This is a genomic window from Streptomyces sp. NPDC002911 (genome assembly GCF_053591835.1).
Genome location: NZ_JBSFUO010000019.1, coordinates 1 through 20,419 on the forward strand (window position 1 = coordinate 1; position 20,419 = coordinate 20,419).

19 protein-coding genes, 1 pseudogene and 1 riboswitch are annotated in these 20,419 nt (G+C 70.9%); of the genes and pseudogenes, 7 read left to right on the forward strand and 13 right to left on the reverse strand.

The window, feature by feature from the left end; all coding sequences use genetic code 11:
• Window positions 1-586: pseudogene (locus tag ACWD04_RS24555) on the reverse strand (hypothetical protein); the annotation flags it as partial.
• A 496-nt stretch (window positions 587-1,082) separates the two neighbouring features.
• On the opposite strand from ACWD04_RS24555, the gene sepH reads away from it, so the two are divergent.
• Entirely contained in the window at window positions 1,083-2,147 is a 1,065-nt protein-coding gene (gene sepH / locus ACWD04_RS24560) for a septation protein SepH (protein ID WP_451135305.1), read from the forward strand.
• Window positions 2,148-2,235: 88 nt separating this feature from the next.
• On the opposite strand, the gene ACWD04_RS24565 is transcribed toward sepH, so the two are convergent.
• On the reverse strand, window positions 2,236-3,063 hold the full coding sequence (locus ACWD04_RS24565; RefSeq protein ID WP_451135307.1) for a sulfurtransferase: 828 nt from the start codon (window positions 3,061-3,063) through the stop codon (window positions 2,236-2,238).
• Between the two features lie 237 nt (window positions 3,064-3,300).
• Here ACWD04_RS24565 and ACWD04_RS24570 point away from each other — a divergent pair, with 237 nt between their 5' ends.
• The 4 genes from ACWD04_RS24570 (at window position 3,301) to ACWD04_RS24585 (ending at window position 6,582) form a co-directional block, all read left to right on the forward strand.
• Window positions 3,301-4,077: a VOC family protein gene (locus ACWD04_RS24570; RefSeq protein ID WP_451135309.1), complete on the forward strand. Its 777-nt coding sequence runs from the start codon at window positions 3,301-3,303 to the stop codon at window positions 4,075-4,077.
• A 643-nt stretch (window positions 4,078-4,720) separates the two neighbouring features.
• The gene (locus ACWD04_RS24575) at window positions 4,721-5,665 is read left to right on the forward strand and encodes an NUDIX domain-containing protein (RefSeq protein WP_451135311.1); all 945 of its coding nucleotides are present in this window, start codon (window positions 4,721-4,723) and stop codon (window positions 5,663-5,665) included.
• Between the two features lie 33 nt (window positions 5,666-5,698).
• Entirely contained in the window at window positions 5,699-6,064 is a 366-nt protein-coding gene (locus ACWD04_RS24580; protein WP_451135313.1) for a helix-turn-helix domain-containing protein, read from the forward strand.
• 20 nt (window positions 6,065-6,084) lie between these two features.
• The gene (locus ACWD04_RS24585; protein WP_451135315.1) at window positions 6,085-6,582 is read left to right on the forward strand and encodes an MmyB family transcriptional regulator; all 498 of its coding nucleotides are present in this window, start codon (window positions 6,085-6,087) and stop codon (window positions 6,580-6,582) included.
• Window positions 6,583-6,622: 40 nt separating this feature from the next.
• Here ACWD04_RS24585 and ACWD04_RS24590 read toward each other — a convergent pair whose 3' ends face one another.
• The 3 genes from ACWD04_RS24590 to ACWD04_RS24600 form a co-directional block, all read right to left on the reverse strand.
• Window positions 6,623-6,844, reverse strand: a complete 222-nt coding sequence (locus tag ACWD04_RS24590) for a hypothetical protein (protein WP_451135317.1) — start codon at window positions 6,842-6,844, stop codon at window positions 6,623-6,625.
• Window positions 6,845-6,846: 2 nt separating this feature from the next.
• A complete protein-coding gene (locus tag ACWD04_RS24595) occupies window positions 6,847-7,167 on the reverse strand; it encodes a hypothetical protein (RefSeq protein ID WP_451135319.1) in 321 nt (106 codons plus the stop codon).
• 72 nt (window positions 7,168-7,239) lie between these two features.
• On the reverse strand, window positions 7,240-7,929 hold the full coding sequence (locus ACWD04_RS24600; protein WP_451135321.1) for a DJ-1/PfpI family protein: 690 nt from the start codon (window positions 7,927-7,929) through the stop codon (window positions 7,240-7,242).
• Window positions 7,930-8,141: 212 nt separating this feature from the next.
• On the opposite strand from ACWD04_RS24600, the gene ACWD04_RS24605 reads away from it, so the two are divergent.
• Window positions 8,142-9,080, forward strand: a complete 939-nt coding sequence (locus tag ACWD04_RS24605) for a GlxA family transcriptional regulator (RefSeq protein WP_451135323.1) — start codon at window positions 8,142-8,144, stop codon at window positions 9,078-9,080.
• 192 nt (window positions 9,081-9,272) lie between these two features.
• Here the strand turns inward: ACWD04_RS24605 and ACWD04_RS24610 are convergent, their stop codons facing one another.
• The 4 genes from ACWD04_RS24610 to ACWD04_RS24625 all read right to left on the reverse strand — a co-directional run bounded on the left by ACWD04_RS24610 (window position 9,273) and on the right by ACWD04_RS24625 (window position 14,748).
• Window positions 9,273-9,923, reverse strand: coding sequence for a thymidine kinase (locus tag ACWD04_RS24610; RefSeq protein ID WP_451135325.1), 651 nt, complete (start codon window positions 9,921-9,923; stop codon window positions 9,273-9,275).
• A gap of 48 nt (window positions 9,924-9,971) precedes the next feature.
• Window positions 9,972-11,159, reverse strand: a complete 1,188-nt coding sequence (locus ACWD04_RS24615) for an alkaline phosphatase family protein (RefSeq protein WP_451135327.1) — start codon at window positions 11,157-11,159, stop codon at window positions 9,972-9,974.
• Entirely contained in the window at window positions 11,159-11,755 is a 597-nt protein-coding gene (locus ACWD04_RS24620) for a DUF5998 family protein (protein ID WP_451135329.1), read from the reverse strand. The genes ACWD04_RS24615 and ACWD04_RS24620 overlap by 1 nt, the downstream gene beginning before the upstream one ends.
• Window positions 11,756-11,817: 62 nt before the next feature.
• The gene (locus tag ACWD04_RS24625; protein WP_451135331.1) at window positions 11,818-14,748 is read right to left on the reverse strand and encodes a bifunctional acetate--CoA ligase family protein/GNAT family N-acetyltransferase; all 2,931 of its coding nucleotides are present in this window, start codon (window positions 14,746-14,748) and stop codon (window positions 11,818-11,820) included.
• 165 nt (window positions 14,749-14,913) lie between these two features.
• Between ACWD04_RS24625 and ACWD04_RS24630 the strand changes: the two genes are divergently transcribed.
• A complete protein-coding gene (locus ACWD04_RS24630; protein WP_451135333.1) occupies window positions 14,914-15,195 on the forward strand; it encodes an HPr family phosphocarrier protein in 282 nt (93 codons plus the stop codon).
• Between the two features lie 170 nt (window positions 15,196-15,365).
• Here the strand turns inward: ACWD04_RS24630 and ACWD04_RS24635 are convergent, their stop codons facing one another.
• The 4 genes from ACWD04_RS24635 to ACWD04_RS24650 all read right to left on the reverse strand — a co-directional run bounded on the left by ACWD04_RS24635 (window position 15,366) and on the right by ACWD04_RS24650 (window position 20,225).
• Window positions 15,366-16,070 carry a GntR family transcriptional regulator gene (locus ACWD04_RS24635; RefSeq protein ID WP_451135335.1) on the reverse strand — a complete coding sequence of 235 codons (705 nt, stop codon included), beginning with the start codon at window positions 16,068-16,070 and terminating at the stop codon, window positions 15,366-15,368.
• A gap of 221 nt (window positions 16,071-16,291) precedes the next feature.
• Entirely contained in the window at window positions 16,292-17,092 is an 801-nt protein-coding gene (locus ACWD04_RS24640) for a M23 family metallopeptidase (RefSeq protein ID WP_451135337.1), read from the reverse strand.
• Between the two features lie 13 nt (window positions 17,093-17,105).
• Window positions 17,106-17,273: riboswitch (cyclic di-AMP (ydaO/yuaA leader) on the reverse strand.
• Window positions 17,274-17,463: 190 nt separating this feature from the next.
• Window positions 17,464-18,846 carry a M16 family metallopeptidase gene (locus tag ACWD04_RS24645; RefSeq protein WP_451135469.1) on the reverse strand — a complete coding sequence of 461 codons (1,383 nt, stop codon included), beginning with the start codon at window positions 18,844-18,846 and terminating at the stop codon, window positions 17,464-17,466.
• Window positions 18,847-18,872: 26 nt separating this feature from the next.
• Window positions 18,873-20,225: a M16 family metallopeptidase gene (locus tag ACWD04_RS24650; RefSeq protein WP_451135339.1), complete on the reverse strand. Its 1,353-nt coding sequence runs from the start codon at window positions 20,223-20,225 to the stop codon at window positions 18,873-18,875.
• Window positions 20,226-20,419: the final 194 nt, after the last annotated feature.

Here is a 20,419-nt window from a genome sequence, read left to right on the forward strand (position 1 = left end):
CCAGGACGACGACCCCGACGGCCGCGTGGGCGTAGCGCTTCCCGCCGCGGCGGGGGGTGCGGGGGGTCCGGGCTTCGGAGAATGCGTCGTCCGGATACGCGTCGGCGCGCCCCGGGGCCCCGGGGCGCGCGTCGCCGGGATCCAGGGCACCGGGCCGGACCTGCCGCAGCACCGTCGTACGGTCCAGGTCGCCGGGCCGGACCTGCCGCAGGGCCGTCGTGCGGTCGTGCGCCGGGTCCGGCTCCATCATGCGCAGCCCCCTCGTCACGTCGTCCTCGGGCCGCCGCGCCGAGGGGGACGTCTCCCGGGTGTGCACCGTGACCTGCCGGCCCGCGGGATGCTTCACCTGGACGGTGACTTCGCGGATCTGCTCCCCCGTGCGACGGAAGAAGTGCTGGAAGACGGAGCCCCCGCAGGTCGCCACGACGCTCATCACACCCGCACCGGCGATGGTCCCGTACACACCGAGCTGCGAGGCCATCACCGCCGCCGCGACCGCTGCCACCGCACTGCCCGCGACCTGTGGAAGGCTCAGCTCTATGCGCCTTTCCTTACCTTCCGCATTGCTATGCGGCTTCTGCACCATGATCAGCCCCTGCTCGACAACTGCCCCACCTTGCACCCTGAAGGGACATGTGAGCGAATCAGATAGTTCCGATTCTGGAGATTTTGTGAAGCAGCACACCCAAGGAGGGCATACCGCAGACAACTGGGTAACCCAACTCCCGTGCCCGGCGTGAATTCCGGCGGCGCGCCGGTCCACCCCGGTGGCCCGAATGGAGTACTGTGGCGAGCCCTGGGGCCGGACTCCCGCACGGGTTTCCGGGACCTACGGGAGGGGGCCTGAGACGGCACTCGAACCGGCGGCGCTGCGGCATCGCACGGGCGCTTGCTGCATGGAGCGATCATCCGGTCGCGCCGCGTCGCACACAGGTGACCGTGTCATCGCGGCGTGCAGGGCCAAGGCCCGACACGCCGGGTGATTTGGCAAGGTTGTGGCAGGCTGAACCCGGGCAGGTCACACTCGACTAGCGGAAGCAGCGACGCACGTGACGTCGGCAGGCACCACCCGGGAGGTTCCCATGCCCGAACTGCGTGTCGTGGCCGTCTCAAACGACGGCACACGACTGGTGCTCAAGGCTGCGGACAGCACGGAGTACACGCTTCCGATCGATGAGCGGCTGCGTGCCGCCGTGCGCAACGACCGCGCCCGGCTCGGCCAGATCGAGATCGAGGTGGAGAGCCATCTCCGCCCGCGCGACATCCAGGCACGCATACGTGCCGGCGCCTCCGCCGAGGAGGTCGCCCAGTTCGCCGGCATCCCGGTGGACCGGGTGCGCCGCTTCGAGGGCCCTGTACTCGCGGAGCGTGCGTTCATGGCCGAACGCGCCCGGAAGACGGCTGTGCGCCGTCCCGGCGAGAACACCGGCCCCCAGCTGGGCGAGGCGGTGCAGGAGCGGCTGCTGCTGCGCGGCGCCGACAGGGAAACGGTCCAGTGGGACTCCTGGCGCCGGGACGACGGCACCTGGGAGGTTCTCCTGGTCTACCGCGTCGCCGGTGAACCGCACTCCGCGAGCTGGACGTACGACCCACCACGACGGCAGGTCCAAGCCGTGGACGAAGAAGCGCGCTCGCTGATCGGCGAGAGCGACGACCTCGCCGCTTCGGAGCCGAGCTTCCCGTTCGTGCCGCGGATCGCACGGCTGCCGCGCGACCGGCCGCTGGACCGCGCGCTGGACCGCCAGATCGAGCGTCCGGCGCCCCCCGCGCCGGATCCGGAGGAGCGCATCAGCGGTGTGTCCGCCGGCGAGCGCGACTCCTTGACCAGCCTCCTGGAGGCGGTGCCGAGCTTCCGCGGCGACATGATCGTCCCGGAGCGGCCCTCGCAGCCCGAACCGCCCGCACTCGAGCCCGCGCCGCACCAGGAGCCCGAAGCGGACGAGCCCCCGGCTGCGGCAGCGTCCGCCGGAGCGGGGGCCGCCTACGCCGATGTGCTGATGCCCCGCGCGGTGGCAGGCCACCGTGACCGGCTGACCGGGACGACGGACCGCCAGGCGGAGGCCGACGGCGTACGTCCAGGACGCCGGGCGGCGGTCCCGAGCTGGGACGAGATCGTCTTCGGCACACGCCGGAAGAAGCAGGACTGAGGAACGGGCCGGGTGCCCGTGGCACGAGGAGGGCCCGTACGCAGCCGCGTACGGGCCCTCGCTCGGTCCGGGACGCCGCCCTTTCGCGTCAGCGGGGGTCCGGCCCCGTGGCGACGGGGCGGGACTCGTCCGAGGACCACTCCGACCAGGACCCCGCGTACAAGGCGGCCCGGTGTCCTGCGAGCTCCAGCGCCAGCACCTCATGGGCAGCCGAGACGCCGGAGCCGCAGTAGACGCCGATCTCGGTGTCGCCGTCGGCGCCCAGGGCGGAGAACCGGGAAGCGAGCGTGCCGGCGGGCAGGAAGCGGCCGTCCTCGCCGGCGTTCTGCGTGGTAGGAGCGGATACCGCGCCAGGAATGTGGCCGCCGACGCGGTCGATCGGTTCCACGTCCCCCCGGTAGCGTTCCGCGGCCCGCGCGTCGAGCAGCAGACCGGACCGGGCCAGTTCCGCGGCCGCGTCCGCGTCCAGGAGGCCGAGAGCGCCCGGCTCGGGCCGGAAGTCGCCCTCGGCGGGCTCCGGAACGGCGGTGGTGAGCTCCCCCGTCCACGCGGCGAGACCTCCGTCCAGTACGCGGACATCGGAGTGCCCGGTCCAGCGCAGCAGCCACCATGCGCGGGCCGCCGCCCAGCCCTGGCCGCCGTCGTAGACCACCACAGGCGTCTCGCGACCGACACCGGACCGCCGCATGACGGCCGCGAAGGCTTCCGGGTCCGGCAGGGGATGACGGCCGGCGCTGCCTGCCGGACCCGCGAGCTCGGAGTCGAGATCGACGAACACCGCGCCCGGGAGGTGCCCGGCCTCGTAGTCGGCGCGGCCGTTCGGCCCGCCGAGCTGCCAGCGGATGTCGAGGAGCACCGGTGGGCGCGGCCCTGCCGATTCGCTCAGGTATTCGGATGCGGTGATGATGGGCTTCATGGGTGCCATCTTCGCGCAGGGGTCGCACCCGGTGCCGTCGCACCTAATTGGACGTACTGCAGCAAATCGGGCTCCGGAGTAAGCGGAAGCCGGAAAACGCGGCGGGCCGGGGTGCCTTGGAGCCCCAGTGGTGCGAGCATCTGCACGGAGCGTACGCGCCCGTATCCGTACCGCTGGACGCCGTGCCGGCTCCATCCCCCGTCCGGCCACCCCGATGGTACGAGGAGAGAGAAGAAGATGACCGAGGCTGCCGCCCGGCGCATGCCCGGAGCACCGTGCTGGGTGAGTCTGATCGTGCACGGCCTGACCGCGACCAAGGAGTTCTACAGCCGGCTGTTCGGCTGGGAGTTCCGCCTCGGTCCCGAACAGCTGGGGCCGTACGTCCGGGCGTCGCTGTGCGGCAAGGAGGTGGCGGGCATCGGACAACTGCCCCCCGGCCGACACCTCCCGATCGCCTGGACGACCTATTTCGCTACGGAGGACGCGGACGTGACGGCGGAGTCGATCCGCTCCTGCGGCGGGACGGTCGCCGTCGGCCCCCTCGACGCGGGACACGCGGGCCGCCTCCTGATCGCGTCCGACCCGAGCGGCGCGGTCTTCGGCGTCTGGCAGGCAGCCGAGCACCTCGGCACCGCCTTGGTGGGCACACCGGGCACCCCGGTGTGGAACGAGCTGGTGACCCGGGAGACCGCATCGGTCGCCAAGTTCTACCAGGCCGTGTTCGGGTTCGGGACCGAGGCGGTCGTCTCGGCCGACTTCGACTACCAGACACTGCATGTCCAGGACCGTCCGGTGGCCGCGCTGCACGGTGTGGGTCACGCCCTGCCACGCGACCGGGGCCCCCACTGGATGACCTACTTCCAGGTCGCCGACACCGATGAGGCGGCGGCACGCGTGGTGGAGCTCGGCGGACAGGTCCTGCGGGCGCCACGAGAGGCCTCCAGCGGCAGGCTGGCCACGGTGGCGGACCCGGAGGGCGCGGTGTTCACAATCGTCCGGCCGCCGGGCAGCTGACCCTCTCCGGGGGCCCCGCCCGCCCCGAGCACCTCGTAACCGACACCCTCCGTACGGTGCTTGACGTCGCCGCGCGCCGGCGGCGCCCGTGGCTACTCGTACCAAGACCACAGGCACGAGCCCAACCGCCTGCCGACGCACTTTCAGCCGCCTCTGAGCCATGCCGCAGGCCGAATCGATCCCGCCTGTCGAGTCGTCGCCGCGTGGGAGCAACCGGATCGGTCCGGCCAACCCTGGCAACACCGCATAGACCTGGGTGGCTTCTCCTCAGCCATGCCCGGCGGCGGCCGGCAGCGCGGCCCGGCACCGTTCCCCGCCGACCTGCGTCCGTACAGGCGGGAGCGGAGACGACGGCGACGGCCTGTACGAATGCGCCGTCCACGGCTACGGTCCCCACGACCACCTGACCGCAAAGAAGATGACCACGAACCGGAGTGCCGCACCGTGCTGCTGGTGGCCGATGGACGCCCTGCCCGATCCCATCGCCGAGTACACGCGCGTCGCCTTTGGAGGCCATGTCCAACGGCGCCTGCTACGTCTCCGTCGGCGGGTCCTGACGAGGTCCGCACCCGAACGACCGGCTTGGGCTGCACACTCAGCACCTCCACTGCCGGCCCTCGCCGGAACCACTACCGAGAAGGGCGTGTCTGCACACATGTTCACCACGCGGGACGAAGAGGAGCACGGCTGCCCCGAAGGGCGCCGCACGCCGCCGGACAGGCACGACGAGGAGAAAGCCGCGCCCCGGCGCCAGCATCACTTCCACCTCGTGGGCCGCTGCTACGGGCAGGTGGAGTCGGGACGCAAGACGATCGAAGTTGGCGTCGCCACCCCCGAGAAGGCGGCCGTCGAGGTGGAGGACACCATCGTCTTCCACGACCGGGACAGCGACCGGGAACTCGACTTCATCGTGAAGCGGATCACCCCGTACGCCTCGTTCGAGGACCTGCTCGGCGCGGAGGATCCTGCCCGCATCGACCCGGACGGACCGCGCGAGGAACTTCTGGTCGACCTTCGCACCATCTACCCGCCGGCCAAGGAGGCGCTCGGCCTCCTCGCCTTCGAATTCGACCACCGCCCCGCAAGGCCCGGCAGCCCCATGCCAATGACACCCGCGCAGTACGCGCAGACCGTTCCCCACCACACGGTTTACGGCTGCCTGTACGTCCGCGACGAGCACGACCGGCCCGTGCAGCTGCGCTCGGTCTACGGGTCGCGGCTCTGGCAGCTCCCGGGCGGCAATCTCGACGCGCAAGGAGAGGACCCGCTCCAGACCGCCCGGCGTGAAGCGGTCGAGGAAACCGGTCTTGAACTCGGCCTGGACACACCGAGGCTGCTCCTGACGCACTTCCTGCACGCCGGGCCCCGCATGCCGCTGAACAAGGTAGGTCTCATCTTCGACGGAGGCCGGCTGACCGCGGACCAGCTTCGCCGGATCCGCCTCGATCCCGCCGAGCACGACATGTGGGCTGTCTACGGCCTCACCGACTGGCGGGAGTTGATGGGGCCACGGGCCTACGCACGTCTCGATGCCATCGAACGAGCCCGGTGCGGCAAGGGGCCCGCCTACCTCCACACGCACACCTGAGCCTGGTGGGGGACGGCACAGCGTTTCCGGACCGTGAGCGCGAAGAACCCGCCGCACCTGGAGGAGCTGGTCCAGTTCCTGAAGGCCCGGCGTAGCGAACCCAGCCCGACCGCACTCGGTCTGCCCCCAGGGGACTATGGAACGCGGCGGGTGAGCGGCCTGCGCCGGGAAGAAGTCGCCGCGCACACCGCGATCAGCCATGACTACTACAGCCGCATCGAGCAGGGACGTCTCGCACCCTCCCCTCCGGACTCGACGCCCTCGCACACACGCTGCGCCTCACACCGGTTCAGCGCACCTACGTCGAAGGGCTCGCCCGACAAGCCGACCGGCGCACGTCACCCAGGATCCGGCCGGCGCCGGCGCGACCGCAGATCCAGCGCCTCCTGGACCAGCTGACGCTCACTCCTGCGTTCCTGGTGGGCAAGTACCTCGACTTCATCGCCTGGAACCCCCTCGCCGCCGCGCTCCTCATCGACATCGACAAGATGGCCCCGCACGAGCGCAACTACGTCCGCATGTCGTTCGCCGACCCGCGCATGAAGGACTTCTACGACGACTGGGAGAGCATGGCCCGTACCGGCGTCGCACTTCTGCGCGTGCAGGCCGTCGACAACACCAAGGACCCACGGCTCGCGAACCTGGTCGGCGAACTTTCGGTCGGGTATCCCCTCTTCCGGCAATGGTGGGCCGGCCGCCATGTTGCGAGTCAGAACTTCGGCAGCAAGACCATCCACCACCCGGAGCTCGGCGAGCTCACCCTCGACTGGGACAGCTTCTACTGGAGCGGAGACCTCGACCAGCACCTCACTGTCTGGTCGCCAGCCCCCGGCTCCCCGGGCGAAGAGAAACTCCGGATCCTCAGCTCGTGGATCCAACAATCCGGCACCGCAGAAAGTGTTGACCGCAGATCGTGACAAACCCCAGGGGCACCCCGCGCTACGGGCGGGGTCTTTGTCAGCGGCTTCCGGTGATCCGGTCAGGGGCGGACAGGCTCACCGACGCGGACCGCCGGGCACTGTCGCCGCTGTTTGGGCGCAGGGACGCGAGCGCCTCACGGTCAGCCGGGGCGATGTGAGCGCGACGCAGCGCTCTGGGGAACATGCTCGCGGCGGCCGTGGCCGGTCCTATGGCCAGTACCGCCGCCAGGACACGCAGGGAGAGGAGAAGTTCCGTCATGCTCAGTGGCCCACGGCCGCCGGGACGGTACGGCGTCGTCCGGTGACCTTCGAGGCCGGAAGACGTCCGGCCTTGGACGTGCCGGTCAGGGTGTCGCCGTCGACCGTGACCGCGAAGGCCAGGTTCAGGCGCAGGGGCTTGGTGACGGCCTGCTTCCAGGTGAGTCGGTCACCATCGAGGATGACGTCGCTGAGCGGGACGTTCTCTCCTGCCCCATGGGCTGCCCCGGTCAGGACACCTGCCTGCCGCGCAAGTTCGACCACGGCTTCGATCCTGCCGATCGGGGTGGAGACGGACAGGTCCCAGACGCCTTCTGCGGCCATGGTGCTGTTCTTCCTTACGCGTGCGGTGCGGTTGACGTGCGCGGAGGTTGACGTGCAAGGCGGCATATGCCGTCAGAGACAGACGGGCACGGGGCCTTCGTGGCGCCAGACGGTGCCCCGGCGCTCATAGGCGAATAGTTCTTCGACAGCGTGGGCGACCCGGGGGCCTGCCATGCGCTCCAGCAGGTACAGGCCCAGGTCGAGGCCGGAGGTGACGCCGGCCCCGGTGACGAGGTCACCGTCGTCGACGACGCGGGCGCTCACCGCGTGGACGCCGGTGGCGTCGAGCATGTCCAGGCCCATGTGGTGGGTGGTGGCGTAGCGGCCCTCCAGCAGGCCGGCCATGGCCAGGACGAGCGAGCCGCCGCACACCGCGCTGAGCGTCACCTCGGGGTTGTCCCTCGCTGCCTTCAGCAGTGAGGGCAGCCCAGTCGTCAGGGCGCGGCCCAGCAGCACGGGGATGAATTCGTCCTGCTGCCATTCCCCGGCCCCCGCGTCATGGTCGGGGACCTCGCCGGGCTCGCCCACGCGGCCCGAGGCGCCGGGGACCAGGACCAGGCCCGCGCGTGCGGGGTCCAAGGCGGCTGTGGCACGCAGTACCAGGCCCCCGGTGCCGCTGACCACCTCACGCGGTCCTTCCGCGGAGACCAGTTCCACACTCACCGCGCCGCCGGAGGCGGTGCCGCCGGCGTACAGCACTTCGTAGGGGGCGATGACATCGAGCGGATCGAAGCCGTCGAACAGGATGATCTGGGCATGCATGGGGAAGTTCCTTCGTGGGCGGTCGGCATCCGGCCCATGCCGGAGTCGCTCCCGACGCTAACCGGCCGCCGGCCCCTCTCCCCAGTGGCATGAGTGACACCTTCCAACGGAATACCGCCAAGGCCGTAAGCAAGGCTCTGAGCTGACCACATCGCAAAGTTCACGAAGCTGAGACCGGGGTATGACCACTGACGGTCAGGTACCTTCTGGCCATGCACACCCTTGTCGTCCTCGCCTTGGACCAGGTGATCCCGTTCGATCTGTCCACCCCGATCGAGGTCTTCTCCCGCACCCGCCTCCCGGACGGACGCCCCGGCTACCAGATCCGCGTCTGCGCCGGACAGCCGGAGATCGATGCCGGCACCTTCACCGTGCGCGTGCCCTGGGGACTGGAGGCTCTCAGGGCCGCGGACACGATCATCGTTCCCGGTACCGCCGACCCCGCGGCCCCGCTCACTCCCGCCGTCCGCGACGCGCTGCGCGCAGCCGCCGCGAACGGCACGCGCATAGCCTCCATTTGCTCGGGCACCTTCCCCTTGGCCGCAACCGGGCTGCTCGACGGCCTGCGTGCCACCACCCACTGGTCCGCGGCCGATCTCCTGGCCGCCACCTACCCGGACATCGAGGTGGATCCCGACGTCCTGTACGTCGACAACGGCCAGATCCTCACCTCCGCCGGCGCCGCCGCGGGCCTGGACCTGTGCCTGCACATGATCCGCCGGGACTACGGCTCAGCCGTCGCAGCCGACGCCGCCCGCTTGTCCGTCATGCCCCTGGAACGCGAAGGCGGACAAGCACAGTTCATCGTCCACCATCACGCGCCCGCGCCTCGAGGATCAACACTGGAGCCGCTGCTGGCCTGGCTGCAGGACAACCTGGGTTCCGATCTCACCCTCGCCGACATCGCCGCCCACGCCGGAACAAGCACCCGGACGCTGATACGGCGCTTCCGCGAACAGACCGGCACCACCCCGCTCCAGTGGCTCCACCGCGCACGCATCCGTCAGGCCCAGCATCTCCTGGAGACCACCCGCCATCCCGTCGAACGCATCGGCGCCCAGGTCGGGTTCGGCTCGCCCACCGCCTTCCGTGACCGCTTCAGGAAGACTACCGGCACCAGCCCGCACGCCTACCGCCGCGCCTTCAGCTGACACGGCCCATCGCGACGCTCTCACACACGGACCCTCCCCGGACCGGCACGGGAAAAGCCAGGGGCCCGACTCGGAAGAGTCAGAGCCCCTCTGATCTTCATGTCTGCCAGATCGGCGACGTGACGGTATGCCATCCGCTGGACGTGGGACCGGAACTCCACTACGTCGCGCAACTCCACACCCGCCATGGCGTCAAGCAGACGACACCGGCAGAACATCCGGGGACAGCGCGCCCACGCGAGCGGACGCAGCAGTCATACGACGCCGGTGGTGACGGCGGCAGAGAACCTCGTAGCCGATCTCGCCCATCGGCCGGTTCACGTCACCGACCACGACCTGAGCCCCCTCGACGACCATCTCACCGTCTATGGTCCGCGCGTTGTGCGTGGCGCGGGCTCCACACCAGCAGAGAGCCTCGACCTGAAGCTGCTCGATCCGGTCCGCCAACTCGATCAGTCGCTGCGAACCAGGAAACAGCCTCGTGCGAAAGTCCGTCGTGATGCCGAAAGCGAAGACGTCCATCTCCAAGTCGTCCACGACGCGAGCCAGCTGATCAATCTGGGCCGGAGCCAGGAACTGCGCCTCGTCCACGATCACGTAGTCGACCCTGCCGCCCTTGGTCAGCTGAGCAACCAGGTACGCGTACAGGTCCATCCCCTCGTTCGCCTCGACAGCCTCTGTCACCAGACCCAGCCGTGAGGACAACTTGCCCTCACCCGCCCGGTCGTCCCGGGTGAAGATCACACCCTGAAGCCCCCGTGCCGACCGATTGTGCCCGATCTGAAGCGCCAAAGTACTCTTCCCGCAATCCATGGTGCCGGAGAAGAACACGAGCTCGGGCATGAGAAGTCGAGCGCCTTTCGGGGTGCGGTGCAGTCGGGAGACGGAGGGCTACGAGCGTACTTCGAGGAGCGGAACCAGCTGTTCCACCGGGGTCAGCGATCCATGCATCCCCACCATCGCGGACTCGTGGGGCTCCTTGACCGATGCGGTGATCACCACGTCGTCGTGAGCGGCCGCCACCACGTCGCCGATTCTGCCGTACACCCGCTCGTCGATCCGCGGGCCGAACCAGCCCGCCGCGATGGCCTCGTCCCGGCTCGCCACCCAGAACTGCTCGCCGAGCACCTCGCGCCAGACGGTCAGCACGTCCGCCTGGGCCCCGGGGACCGCGTACACGTGGCGGGCACGGCCCTCGCCGCCCAGCAGGGCGACTCCGGCGCTCAGCTCCCAGTCCTCGTCGAAGTCGATCCGGGACCGCTCGTCGAACGGGATGTCGATCATGCCGTGGTCGGCAGTGATGTACAGCGCCGAACGGGGCGGCAGCTGCTCGGCGAGGCGCCGGGCGAGCCCGTCGACGTACATCAGCTGGCCACGCCAGGCGTCGGAGTCGACACCGTAGCGGTGCCCCTGACCGTCGACCTCGCTGTAGTACGTGTAGACGAGCGACCTGTCACCGGTGGCGAGCCGCTCGGCGGCGAGGTCCATCCGGTCCTCGCCGGTGAGCCGGCCGAGGAAGGAGCCGCCGCTGAGCGCCACCTTGGTCAGAGGTGTCTGCTCGAAGGCGGGGGCGGAGACCTGGGCCGTGCGTATGCCGGCGGCGTCGGCGAGCGTGAAGACGGTGGGGTACGGCTGCCAGGCCTTGAGAGCGGTCCACGGCTTCCAGCGGAGCTGATTCATCAGTGCGCCCGTCTCCGGGTTGCGCACCGTGTAGCCGGGGAGGCCGTGCTCGCCCGGGGCGAGGCCCGTGCCGACCGAGGCGAGCGAGGTCGCGGTGGTGGACGGGAAACCCGACGTGATCGGCCTGCCGGTGCCGCCGCGGGAGGTGGGCAGCAGCGAGTGCAGGAAGGGTGCCTCGTCCGGGTGTGCCTTGATCTGCTCCCAGCCGAGACCGTCGATCAGAAAGACGCAGTTCCGGTCTGCGGGGGTGAGCTCCGCAATGGTCGCCTCGAAGCCGGGTACCCCCTGACCCGCGACGAGCGTCGGCAGCAGATCGGCGAGCGAGCCGGTGCCGTATTCGGGTACGGGCGCTGAATCGGGAGCGAGCAGAACGGGGTCCTGCCAGGCGGGCTGGACCATCAGCGGGCGGTCGCCGCGGTCGCGGCCGTGGCCTCGGAGAGCGACTGTGCGAAGGCAAGGGTCTGGCGCACCGCGTCGGGGCCGTCCCCGGCCTCGCTGACGCGCAGGCTCAGGTCGTCGGCGGTGGAGCTGCCGGTATAGCCGTGGTCGGCCTCGCAGTTGGGGTCGCCACAGGCCGCGGGCTCGAGGTCGATGCGGGAGACGGCACCCCAGCCGATGGTCAGGACGACCTCGCGGGGCAGCGTGCCGGGCACGTACTTCTCGGGGTTCGCGACCACGCGGCTGACCACGACGGACGAGATCCGGTCGAGCTTGACCGACTCCGTGGACGTCGTGGCGTACGGCGTCGGGGAGCTCGTGTCGGCGGCCTGCTCGTCGGTGTGGCTGACGATGAAGCGCGTGTCCGTCAGGACGAGGACCGTGACATGGCGGCGGACCTCGTTGGAGTCGAAGGTGGTCTCCTGGTGCACCAGGTACGAAGCGACCGGCTCCCCGCCGACGGCGGCCTCCACCGCCTCGGCCACGAGGGCCGGGTAGTAGCCGCTGCGCTCGATCGCCGCGCGCAGCCCCTGGGTCGTCGTACCGGTCTTTGCCATACGCACCATCCTACGGGGGGCCGGTGGCTGCCGGGGACGTCGTGCGCGGGTCCGTGGGGTGTTCAGTAGCTGGGGAGCCGGCGGGGACCGAGATCACTGCGGGCCGGCGGCGGGGCCAGCCGGACGCTCGCCCCGAGCACCGTCAGTCCCCGCGTGGCCACGACCACGGGTTCCAGGGCGACCGAGACCACTTCGGGATGGTCGTCGACCAGCCGGGACACCCTCAGGAGGAGCTCCTCGAGCGCAGCGGTGTCCGCCGGCGCGGAGCCGCGCCAGCCGAACAACACCGGAGCCGCCCTGATGGAGCGGATCAGCTCGGCGGCGTCGCGGTCGGTGGCGGGCACGAGACGGTGGCCCGTGTCGCCCAGCAGCTCGGAGGGTGCGCCGGCCAGTCCGAAGGAGAGAACGGCACCGGCGGCCGCGTCGATGGACGCCCTGACGACGGTGTCGACGCCCCTGGGGGCCATGGCCTGGACGACGGGCCGGAGTTCGGCGGGCGTGCCGAGCAGATCGGTCAGCTCGTCGTACGAACGGCGCAGGGCGTTCTCGTTGGCGAGATCGAGCCGGACGCCGCCGAGGTCGGCGCGATGCCGGAGGTGGGGGGCGGTGGTCTTGAGGGCCACCGGGTAGCCGAGCTTCGCGGCGGCGGCGACGGCGGCATCCGGATCGGGGGCGGAGAGCGACGGCCGTACGGAGACGCCGTAGCGGGCGAGCAGTTCGCGGGCCTCGTCGTGGGTGAGCGGGCGGCCGCGTGGGTCGGGGCTCGGGCCGAGCAGCGTCCTGATCAGCCCGGCGGTCCCGTGCTCGTCGATGGTGTCGTCCAGGAATTCGGGCACTTTGCCGGGGACGGCCACCTGGCGCCGCCACTGGGCGTACTTCACCGCTTCGGCGAGCGCGCGGACGGCTCGCTCCGCTGCGGGATAGGCGGGGATCCGCCCGGCGGAGGGCGCGGTGCGACCGGTTGCGGCCGTCACCTCACCGGGCGTGACCGCGCCGGACGGGGACGCGACGGGCGGGGACGCGACGGGCGGGGACGCGACGGGCGGGGACGCGACGGGCGGCCGGGACGCCGGCTCCGCGGCAGCCGCATGGGCGGCAGGCCGGGAGGCAGGCGGGGCGGCCGTACTCGTGGCGGCGGCGAGGGCCTGCGCCAGGCCGCCCATCTCCACGTGCACCACCGCCACCGGCTTGGCGGGGCCGGTGGCCGCCGCCTCGCGCAGCGCGGCCGCCAGGACCTCGCCGTCGCCGGTCTCCGCCTCGCCGTTCTCCCCCACCCAGGGGATCGCGGTCACGATCACCGCGTCGCACGTCCGGTCGGCGAGCGCCTCGGCCAGTGCGTACCGGAAGTCCTGCGGGCTCGCCTCCGTGGTGAGGTCGCGGGGCGGGCGGGGGCGCAGTCCTTCCGCCAGGCAGGCGTCGTAGGTGAGGAGGCCGAGCGACTCCGAGTTGCCCAGGATCGCCACCCGGGGGCCGTCCGGCAGGGGCTGACCGGCGAGGAGCAGACCGACGTCGACCATCTCCGTCACGGTGTCGACGCGGATCACGCCCGCCTGGCGCATCAGCGCGGAGACCGTCGCGTCGGGGATCCGGCTGACCGGTACGGCGTGGCCCGGTGGATTGCTTCCGCTGTGCCGTGCGCCCTTCACCACGACCACCGGCTTCACGGCGGCCGTCCGGCGGGCGAGCCGGGTGAACTTGCGCGGGTTGCCCAGTGATTCGAGGTACAGCAGGGCGACATCGGTGTCCTGGTCCTCGAACCAGTACTGCAGGAAGTCGTTGCCGGAGACATCGGCCCGGTTGCCTGCGGAGATGAAGGCCGAGAGGCCGGCGCCCCTGCGGTGGAGACCGGACAGGAGGGCGATCCCGATGGCGCCGGACTGGGTGAAGAGTCCGATGCGCCCGGCCTGGGGCGACTCCGGGGCGAGAGAGGCGTTGAGGCGGACGGTGTCGGAGGTGTTGATGATGCCGAAGGCGTTCGGGCCGATGATCCGCATGCCGTACGAGCGTGCCTGCCGGACCAGTTCCCGCTGCCGCTCCCGCCCTTCGGCGCCGCGCTCGGCGTATCCGGCGGAGAGGACGACGAGGCCCTGGACCCCGTGTTCGCCGCAGTCGGCGACAGCCCCGGGCACCCGGTCCGCGGGGACGGCGACGACCGCGAGATCGACCTGTTCGCCGATCTCACCCACGGAGCGGTGCGCGGGCACCCCGTCGACCGTGCCCGGTCCGGCCGCGAACGACGTGTTCACCGCGTACGTGCGTCCGGTGAAGCCCGAGCCGACGAGATTGCGCAACACCGTCCGGCCCACGCCGCCGGGCTCACGGCCGACGCCGATGACCGCGACGGACCCGGGGGCGAGCAGGCGCTGGACGGAACGCGCTTCGGCCCGCTGCTCACGGGCGCGCTGGACGGCGAGGGACTCGGCCGTGGGTTCCAGGTCGAGGGTGAGGTGGACCGAGCCGTCCTCGAAGCTCCGCTGCTGGGTGAACCCGGCGTCCCGGAACACCTTGATCATCTTGTTGTTGGCCGGCAGCACCTCGGCCGCGAAACGGCGGATGCCCCGTTCCCTGGCCACCGCCGCGATGTGTTCGAGAAGGGCCGACGCCACACCTCGGCCCTGGTGGGCGTCCTGGACGAGGAAGGCGACCTCGGCCTCGTCCGCTGGGGCCGACGCGGGCCTGCCCTGCTCGTTGATCCGGTCGAAGCGGACGGTGGCGATGAACTCGCCGCCGATCGTGACGGCCAGTCCCACCCGGTCGACGTAGTCATGATGGGTGAAGCGGTGCACGTCCCGGGCGGAGAGACGCGGATACGGGGCGAAGAAGCGGTAGTACTTCGATTCGTCGGACACCTGCTCGTAGAAGCTGACCAGCCGCTCGGCATCATCCGTGGTGATGGGCCGGATGCGCGCGGTGCCACCGTCGCGGAGCACCACGTCCGCCTCCCAGTGGCCTGGGTACGCGTGAGGCGGACTCTGCTCCGGAGTGAGCTCCATGGGCAAAGCGTACGGCCCGTCGCACCGGTCGCGTCGGGATGGTGGCGACGGCACGCCGAGGAGGCCGGCTGGGCTTGGGCGGCCCGGTTACTGTGCCTGGCACAGCAATGCGCACTGCATGAGAGACTGGTCTAGACAACCCATTGTTACGTGAAGGGCAGAACCATGGCTGAGCGCCGCGTCAACGTCGGTTGGGCCGAGGGCCTGCACGCCCGCCCCGCTTCCATCTTCGTCCGTGCCGCCACGGCCTCCGGCGTCCCCGTGACGATCGCCAAGGCGGACGGCAACCCGGTGAACGCCGCTTCCATGCTCGCGGTGCTCAGCCTGGGCGCCCAGGGTGGCGAGGAGATCGTGCTCACGTCCGAGGCGGACAACGCGGAAGCCGCCCTGGACCGCCTGGCGAAGCTGGTCACCGAAGGGCTCGAGGAGCTTCCGGAGACCGTCTGACTCCAGCCGTTTCCAACCGGCGCATTCCTGCGGGAAAGCCGCGGCCCCCACCGGGAGCCGCGGCTTTTCGCATTTCCTTGACCGGGTTCGTGGAGAGCTCCGAAAACCCGAGTCAGGACAGCAAAAAGAAAGCCCTCCGATAATTACCCTCTTTGTATACGGTGCGCTTGTTAATGGCGGGCTCCCGCGATGTTTACGGGGTGTTGCGAAGTCCTCACCCGGGCCGTGCCCGCCGGGCGCCCCGGCAGGTCCGTGCGGCGCAGCCGGTGGGCAGCGGTGGCCCGCTCGGCGTGCTGGGCGGCGAGAGCCCTGGCCCGCTCCACGTCCCGGCGCGCCACGGCGTCGACGAGAGCGCCGTGCTCCGCCCAGGAGTCCGCGGGGCGGGCCGGCTGCTCGACGACGTACATCCAGGCGATCTTGTGCCGGAGCTGGGTGAGCAGAGCGATCAGCGCGGGGCTGCCCGAGGCCTGCGCCAACGTCTCGTGGAACCAGCCGCCCAGGGAGCGCAGATCCTCGCCCTCGCCCCTGCGCACCCGCTCCTGCCCCAGCCTGACCAGGCCGCGGAGCACCTTGAGGTGCGCCTCGGTGCGGCGCTGAGCCGCGCGGGCGGCTCCGAGGGGCTCCAGGAGCATCCGGATCTCCAGGAGGTCGGCGGCCTCCTGCTCCGTGGGTTCGGCGACGCAGGCACCGGCGTGCCGGCGGGTGACGACGAACCCCTCGGATTCCAGGGTGCGCAGCGCCTCGCGTACGGGGACGCGGGAGACGCCGTAGCGACGTGCGAGCACCTCTTCGGTGAGGCGGCTGCCGCGCTCGAAGACACCGGAGACGATGTCGTCACGGATTGCCGTGCATACCGAATGCGCGGGAATGCGCATGTCCGAACCTCCGCCTTAATCCCCGCGAAACGCGGCCGATCGACGCCTGTTCTGTGACTCTATTGCAAACGGCTGGAATTTCCGATGGCGGGGTGTAATCCATGGATATCTTTTGGCCAGGGGAGCACGTGCGCGGGGCTTCTGCGGGCCTCTCACCCGGACATGGCGAGGGCCCCGGCGGATGCCGGGGCCCTCGTCCGAGCGATGTGGTGCGGCGCGGGTCAGACCTGGACGCCGTGGGCGCGGAGGTACGCGACGGGATCCATGTCCGAGCCGTACTCGGCGGTGGCCCGGGCCTCGAAGTGCAGGTGCGGCCCGGTGGAGTTGCCGGTCGAGCCGGAGACGCCTATCCGCTCGCCCGAGCCGACGCTCTGGCCGACGGACACACCGATCGAGGAGAGGTGGCCGTATTGGGTGTACGTACCGTCCTTCATCCGGAGCACGATGTTGTTGCCGTACGCGCCGCCCCAGCCCGCCTCCACGACCGTGCCGGCGCCGACTGCGACGACAGAGGTGCCGGACGCCGCCTGGAAGTCGACGCCGGAGTGGCTGCCGGAGGACCAGAGCGCTCCTCCGGACTGGTAGCCGGTGGTCACGTGCGAGCCTGCGACCGGGAGGTGGAAGGAGTTCAGCCGGGCACGCTCGGCGGCGCGTGCGGCGCGCGCCTCGGCCTCGCGTGCCTCCTTGGCACGGGCTTCGGCCTTGCGCTTCGCCTCAGCCTCCGCCTTCGCCTCGGCCTCCGCCTTGGCCTCGGCCTTCGCTTCAGCCTCGGCGGCGACGTCGGCCTGGTGCTGCTGCGCCTTCGCCTGGGCGTCGATCTGCGCGGCGAGGGTGGTATCGAGGACGACCGCCTGGGTCAGGCCGGTGGCGGTGACGGCCTCGGAGTCCGCGGCGAGGGCCGGGGAGGCCGGGGTGCCGATGACGCCGGCGGTGGCCAGGGCCGCGATACCGGCGGCCTCGGCGCTCTTGCGCGTCAGGCGGCTCGGGGCACGGTGCTTCCCGGTGGCACGGATGAACGCCATGGAGGGGCTGGATCCTTTCCTTCCTTCTCGCCTACCGGGTTAGCTGACGGGTTCGGAGCAGGAAGGTCTCCTACGGGCCCCTGAGCCTGCGACGAGGACAGGGATCCGATTCACCCCAGGGACTTCATGGGTCCCCGGCTCCCCAGGCTCGCGCCTGACGGGGACTCGGCGATGACTGTCCGGCGCCGCGGACGCGGCAGTCGTCTGGCGGACAGCCGGGCCGACGCTAGAGCGGGCCGCTTTCCCGCACCAAACGGAAAGGGTCCTTTGTCGCACATCCCACAGGATGAATGACGGCTTTTTCTACGAAACGGACATATGACGGACCCCAGCGGGAGTGCGCTCGCCGGGGTCCGTCATGTCCTGTTCTGTCAGCCGGTGACGACCGACACCTCGCCGATGCCGAGCGCCTTCACGGGCTCCGCGATCTGCGCGGCGTCCCCGACCAGGACAGTGACCAGCCGGTCGACCGGGAACGCGTTGACCACGGCGGCGGTCGCCTCGACCGTGCCGGTCCCTGCCAGGCGCGCGTACAGCTCGGCCTGGTAGTCATCCGGCAGGTGCTGCTCCACCTGGTCGGCCAGGGTGCCCGCGACGGAGGCAGCCGTCTCGTACTTCAGCGGGGCCACGCCCACGAGGTTCTGCACGGCGGTCTCACGCTCGGCGTCGGTGAGCCCCTCGGCCGCCAGGGTGCGCAGGACCTTCCACAGGTCGTCGAGGGCGGGGCCGGTGGACTCCGTGTCGACGGAGCCGCTGATGGCGAGCATCGCGGCACCGGTCGCCCCGGAGGCGGAACCGGGCGCCGTCGAGCGCAGCACCTGTCCGAAGGCCCGCACGCCGTAGGTGTAGCCCTTCTCCTCGCGCAGCACCCGGTCCAGCCGCGAGGTGAGGGTGCCTCCCAGACAGTACGTGCCGAGAACCTGGGCGGGCCACACGCTGTCGTGCCGGTCCGCTCCGATCCGGCCGATCAACAGCTGGGTCTGCACGGCTCCGGGGCGGTCCACGATGACCACACGGCCGGTGTCGTCCGCAGTGATCGGGGGTACCGGCCGGGCCTGGCCCGCATTGCCCGACCAGCCCCCGACGGTTTCGGAGAGCAGCGCGTCCAGGTCCACCTCGGTGAGGTCACCGACGACGACCGCCGTCGCGGTGGACGGGCGCACATGGGCGTCGTAGAAGGCACGCACGGCGGCGGCGTCGATACGCCGGACCGTCTCCTCGGTGCCCTGGCGCGGACGCGACATCCGTGCCGTGGCGGGGAAGAGCTCCTTGGAGAGCTGTTTGGCGGCCCGTCGGGCCGGGTTCGCCTGCTCGTGCGGGATCTCGTCGAGGCGGTTGCCCACCAGACGCTCGACCTCGCTCTCCGCGAAGGCCGGGGCCCGCAGGGCCTCGGCGACCAGGCCGAGGGCCTTGGGCAGCCGCGAGACCGGCACCTCCAGGGAGACCCGCACACCCGGGTGGTCCGCGTGGGCGTCCAGCGTGGCGCCGCACCGCTCCAGCTCGGCGGCAAACTCCTCCGCCGAGTGCTTGTCCGTGCCCTCGGACAGCGCGCGCGCCATGATCGTGGCCACACCGTCCAGACCCTCGGGCTCGGCGTCCAGCGGGGCGTCCAGGAAGATCTCCACCGCGACGACCTGCTGGCCGGGGCGGTGGCAGCGCAGCACGGTCAGCCCGTTGGGCAGGGTGCCACGCTCGGGTGCGGGAAAGGCCCAGGGCCTGGCCTCGCCGGCGGTCGGCTGCGGGTGGTACTCCATCGCTACTCCAGTCACGGCGGCGTCGGTCACTTGTCGGCCCCCTCGTGCGCGTCGGTGCCGTCCGTCTCGTCGGCCGGTTCGAGCGGCTCGTAGACCAGGACCGCACGGTTGTCGGGGCGCAGATGCGCCTGGGCGGCGGCCTTGACCTCGTCGGCCGTCACGTCGAGCACCCGGCCCACCGCGGTCAGGGCGAGCTGCGGGTCACCGAACAGGACGGCGTACCGGCACAGTTCGTCGGCGCGGCCGGAGACCGTGCCGAGCCGGTCCAGCCACTCACGCTCCAACTGCGCCTGCGCACGTTCCATTTCCTCCGGCGTGGGGCCCTCCTCCGCGAAGCGGGCCAGTTCCTCGTCGACGGCCTCCTCGATCAGGGGCACCTCGACGCCCCCGGACGTCTTGACGTCCAGCCAGCCCAGCGAGGGCGCGCCGGCCAGCCTGAGCAGCCCGAATCCCGCGGCCACCGCCGTACGGTCGCGGCGGACCAGGCGGTTGTGCAGACGGGACGACTCGCCGCCGCCGAGCACGGTCAGTGCGAGGTCCGCGGCGTCGCACTCACGTGTGCCGTCGTGCGGCAGCCGGTAGGCGGCCATCAGCGCACGCGCGGGAACCTTCTCCTGGACCACTTCACGCAGCTGTTCGCCGATGACGGCGGGCAGCGAACCGTCCCGCGGGGGCTGCTTGCCGTCGTGGGAGGGGATGGAGCCGAAGTACTTCTCGACCCAGGCGAGCGTCTGCTCCGGGTCGATGTCACCGACCACCGAGAGCACCGCGTTGTTCGGCGCGTAGTACGTACGGAAGAACGCCTGCGCGTCCTCAAGGGTCGCCGCGTCCAGGTCGGCCATCGAGCCGATCGGCGTGTGGTGGTACGGGTGGCCCTCCGGGTAGGCGAGGGCGGTGAGCTTTTCGAAAGCGGTGCCGTACGGGACGTTGTCGTAGCGCTGGCGGCGCTCGTTCTTGACGACGTCGCGCTGGTTCTCCATGGACTCCTCGTCGAGCGCGGCGAGCAGCGAGCCCATCCGGTCGGCCTCGAGCCACAGGGCCAGCTCCAGCTGGTGCGTGGGCATCGTCTCGAAGTAGTTGGTGCGCTCGAAGCTGGTCGTGCCGTTCAGGGAGCCACCGGCCCCTTGCACCAGCTCGAAGTGCCCGTTCCCCTTGACCTGGCCCGAGCCCTGGAACATCAGGTGCTCGAAAAGGTGAGCCAGGCCCGTGCGTCCCTTGACCTCGTGCCGGGAGCCGACGTCGTACCAGAGGCAGACCGCGGCGACGGGGGTCAGATGGTCCTCGGAGAGCACCACGCGCAGGCCGTTGGCCAGACGGTGCTCGGTCGCCGTCAAGCCGCCGGAACCGGCCTGGGCTGTGGCCGTGTGACCCATGGGCATGTACGTCCCTTCGATCGGTACAGGATTTCCTGCCGGACCTGCCACTCTAGGCAAGCGCACCGGCACCTGGCGAAGTTCCCGTCGGGTGAATGTTGTCGTAGATGCTGCCGTAAACAGGGGCTCTGCGGGGGCCCTGGGGGCCGCTTCGGACGGGTCGAGGTCGGCGTTGTCGGTACGGCGGTCCACAATGGTCG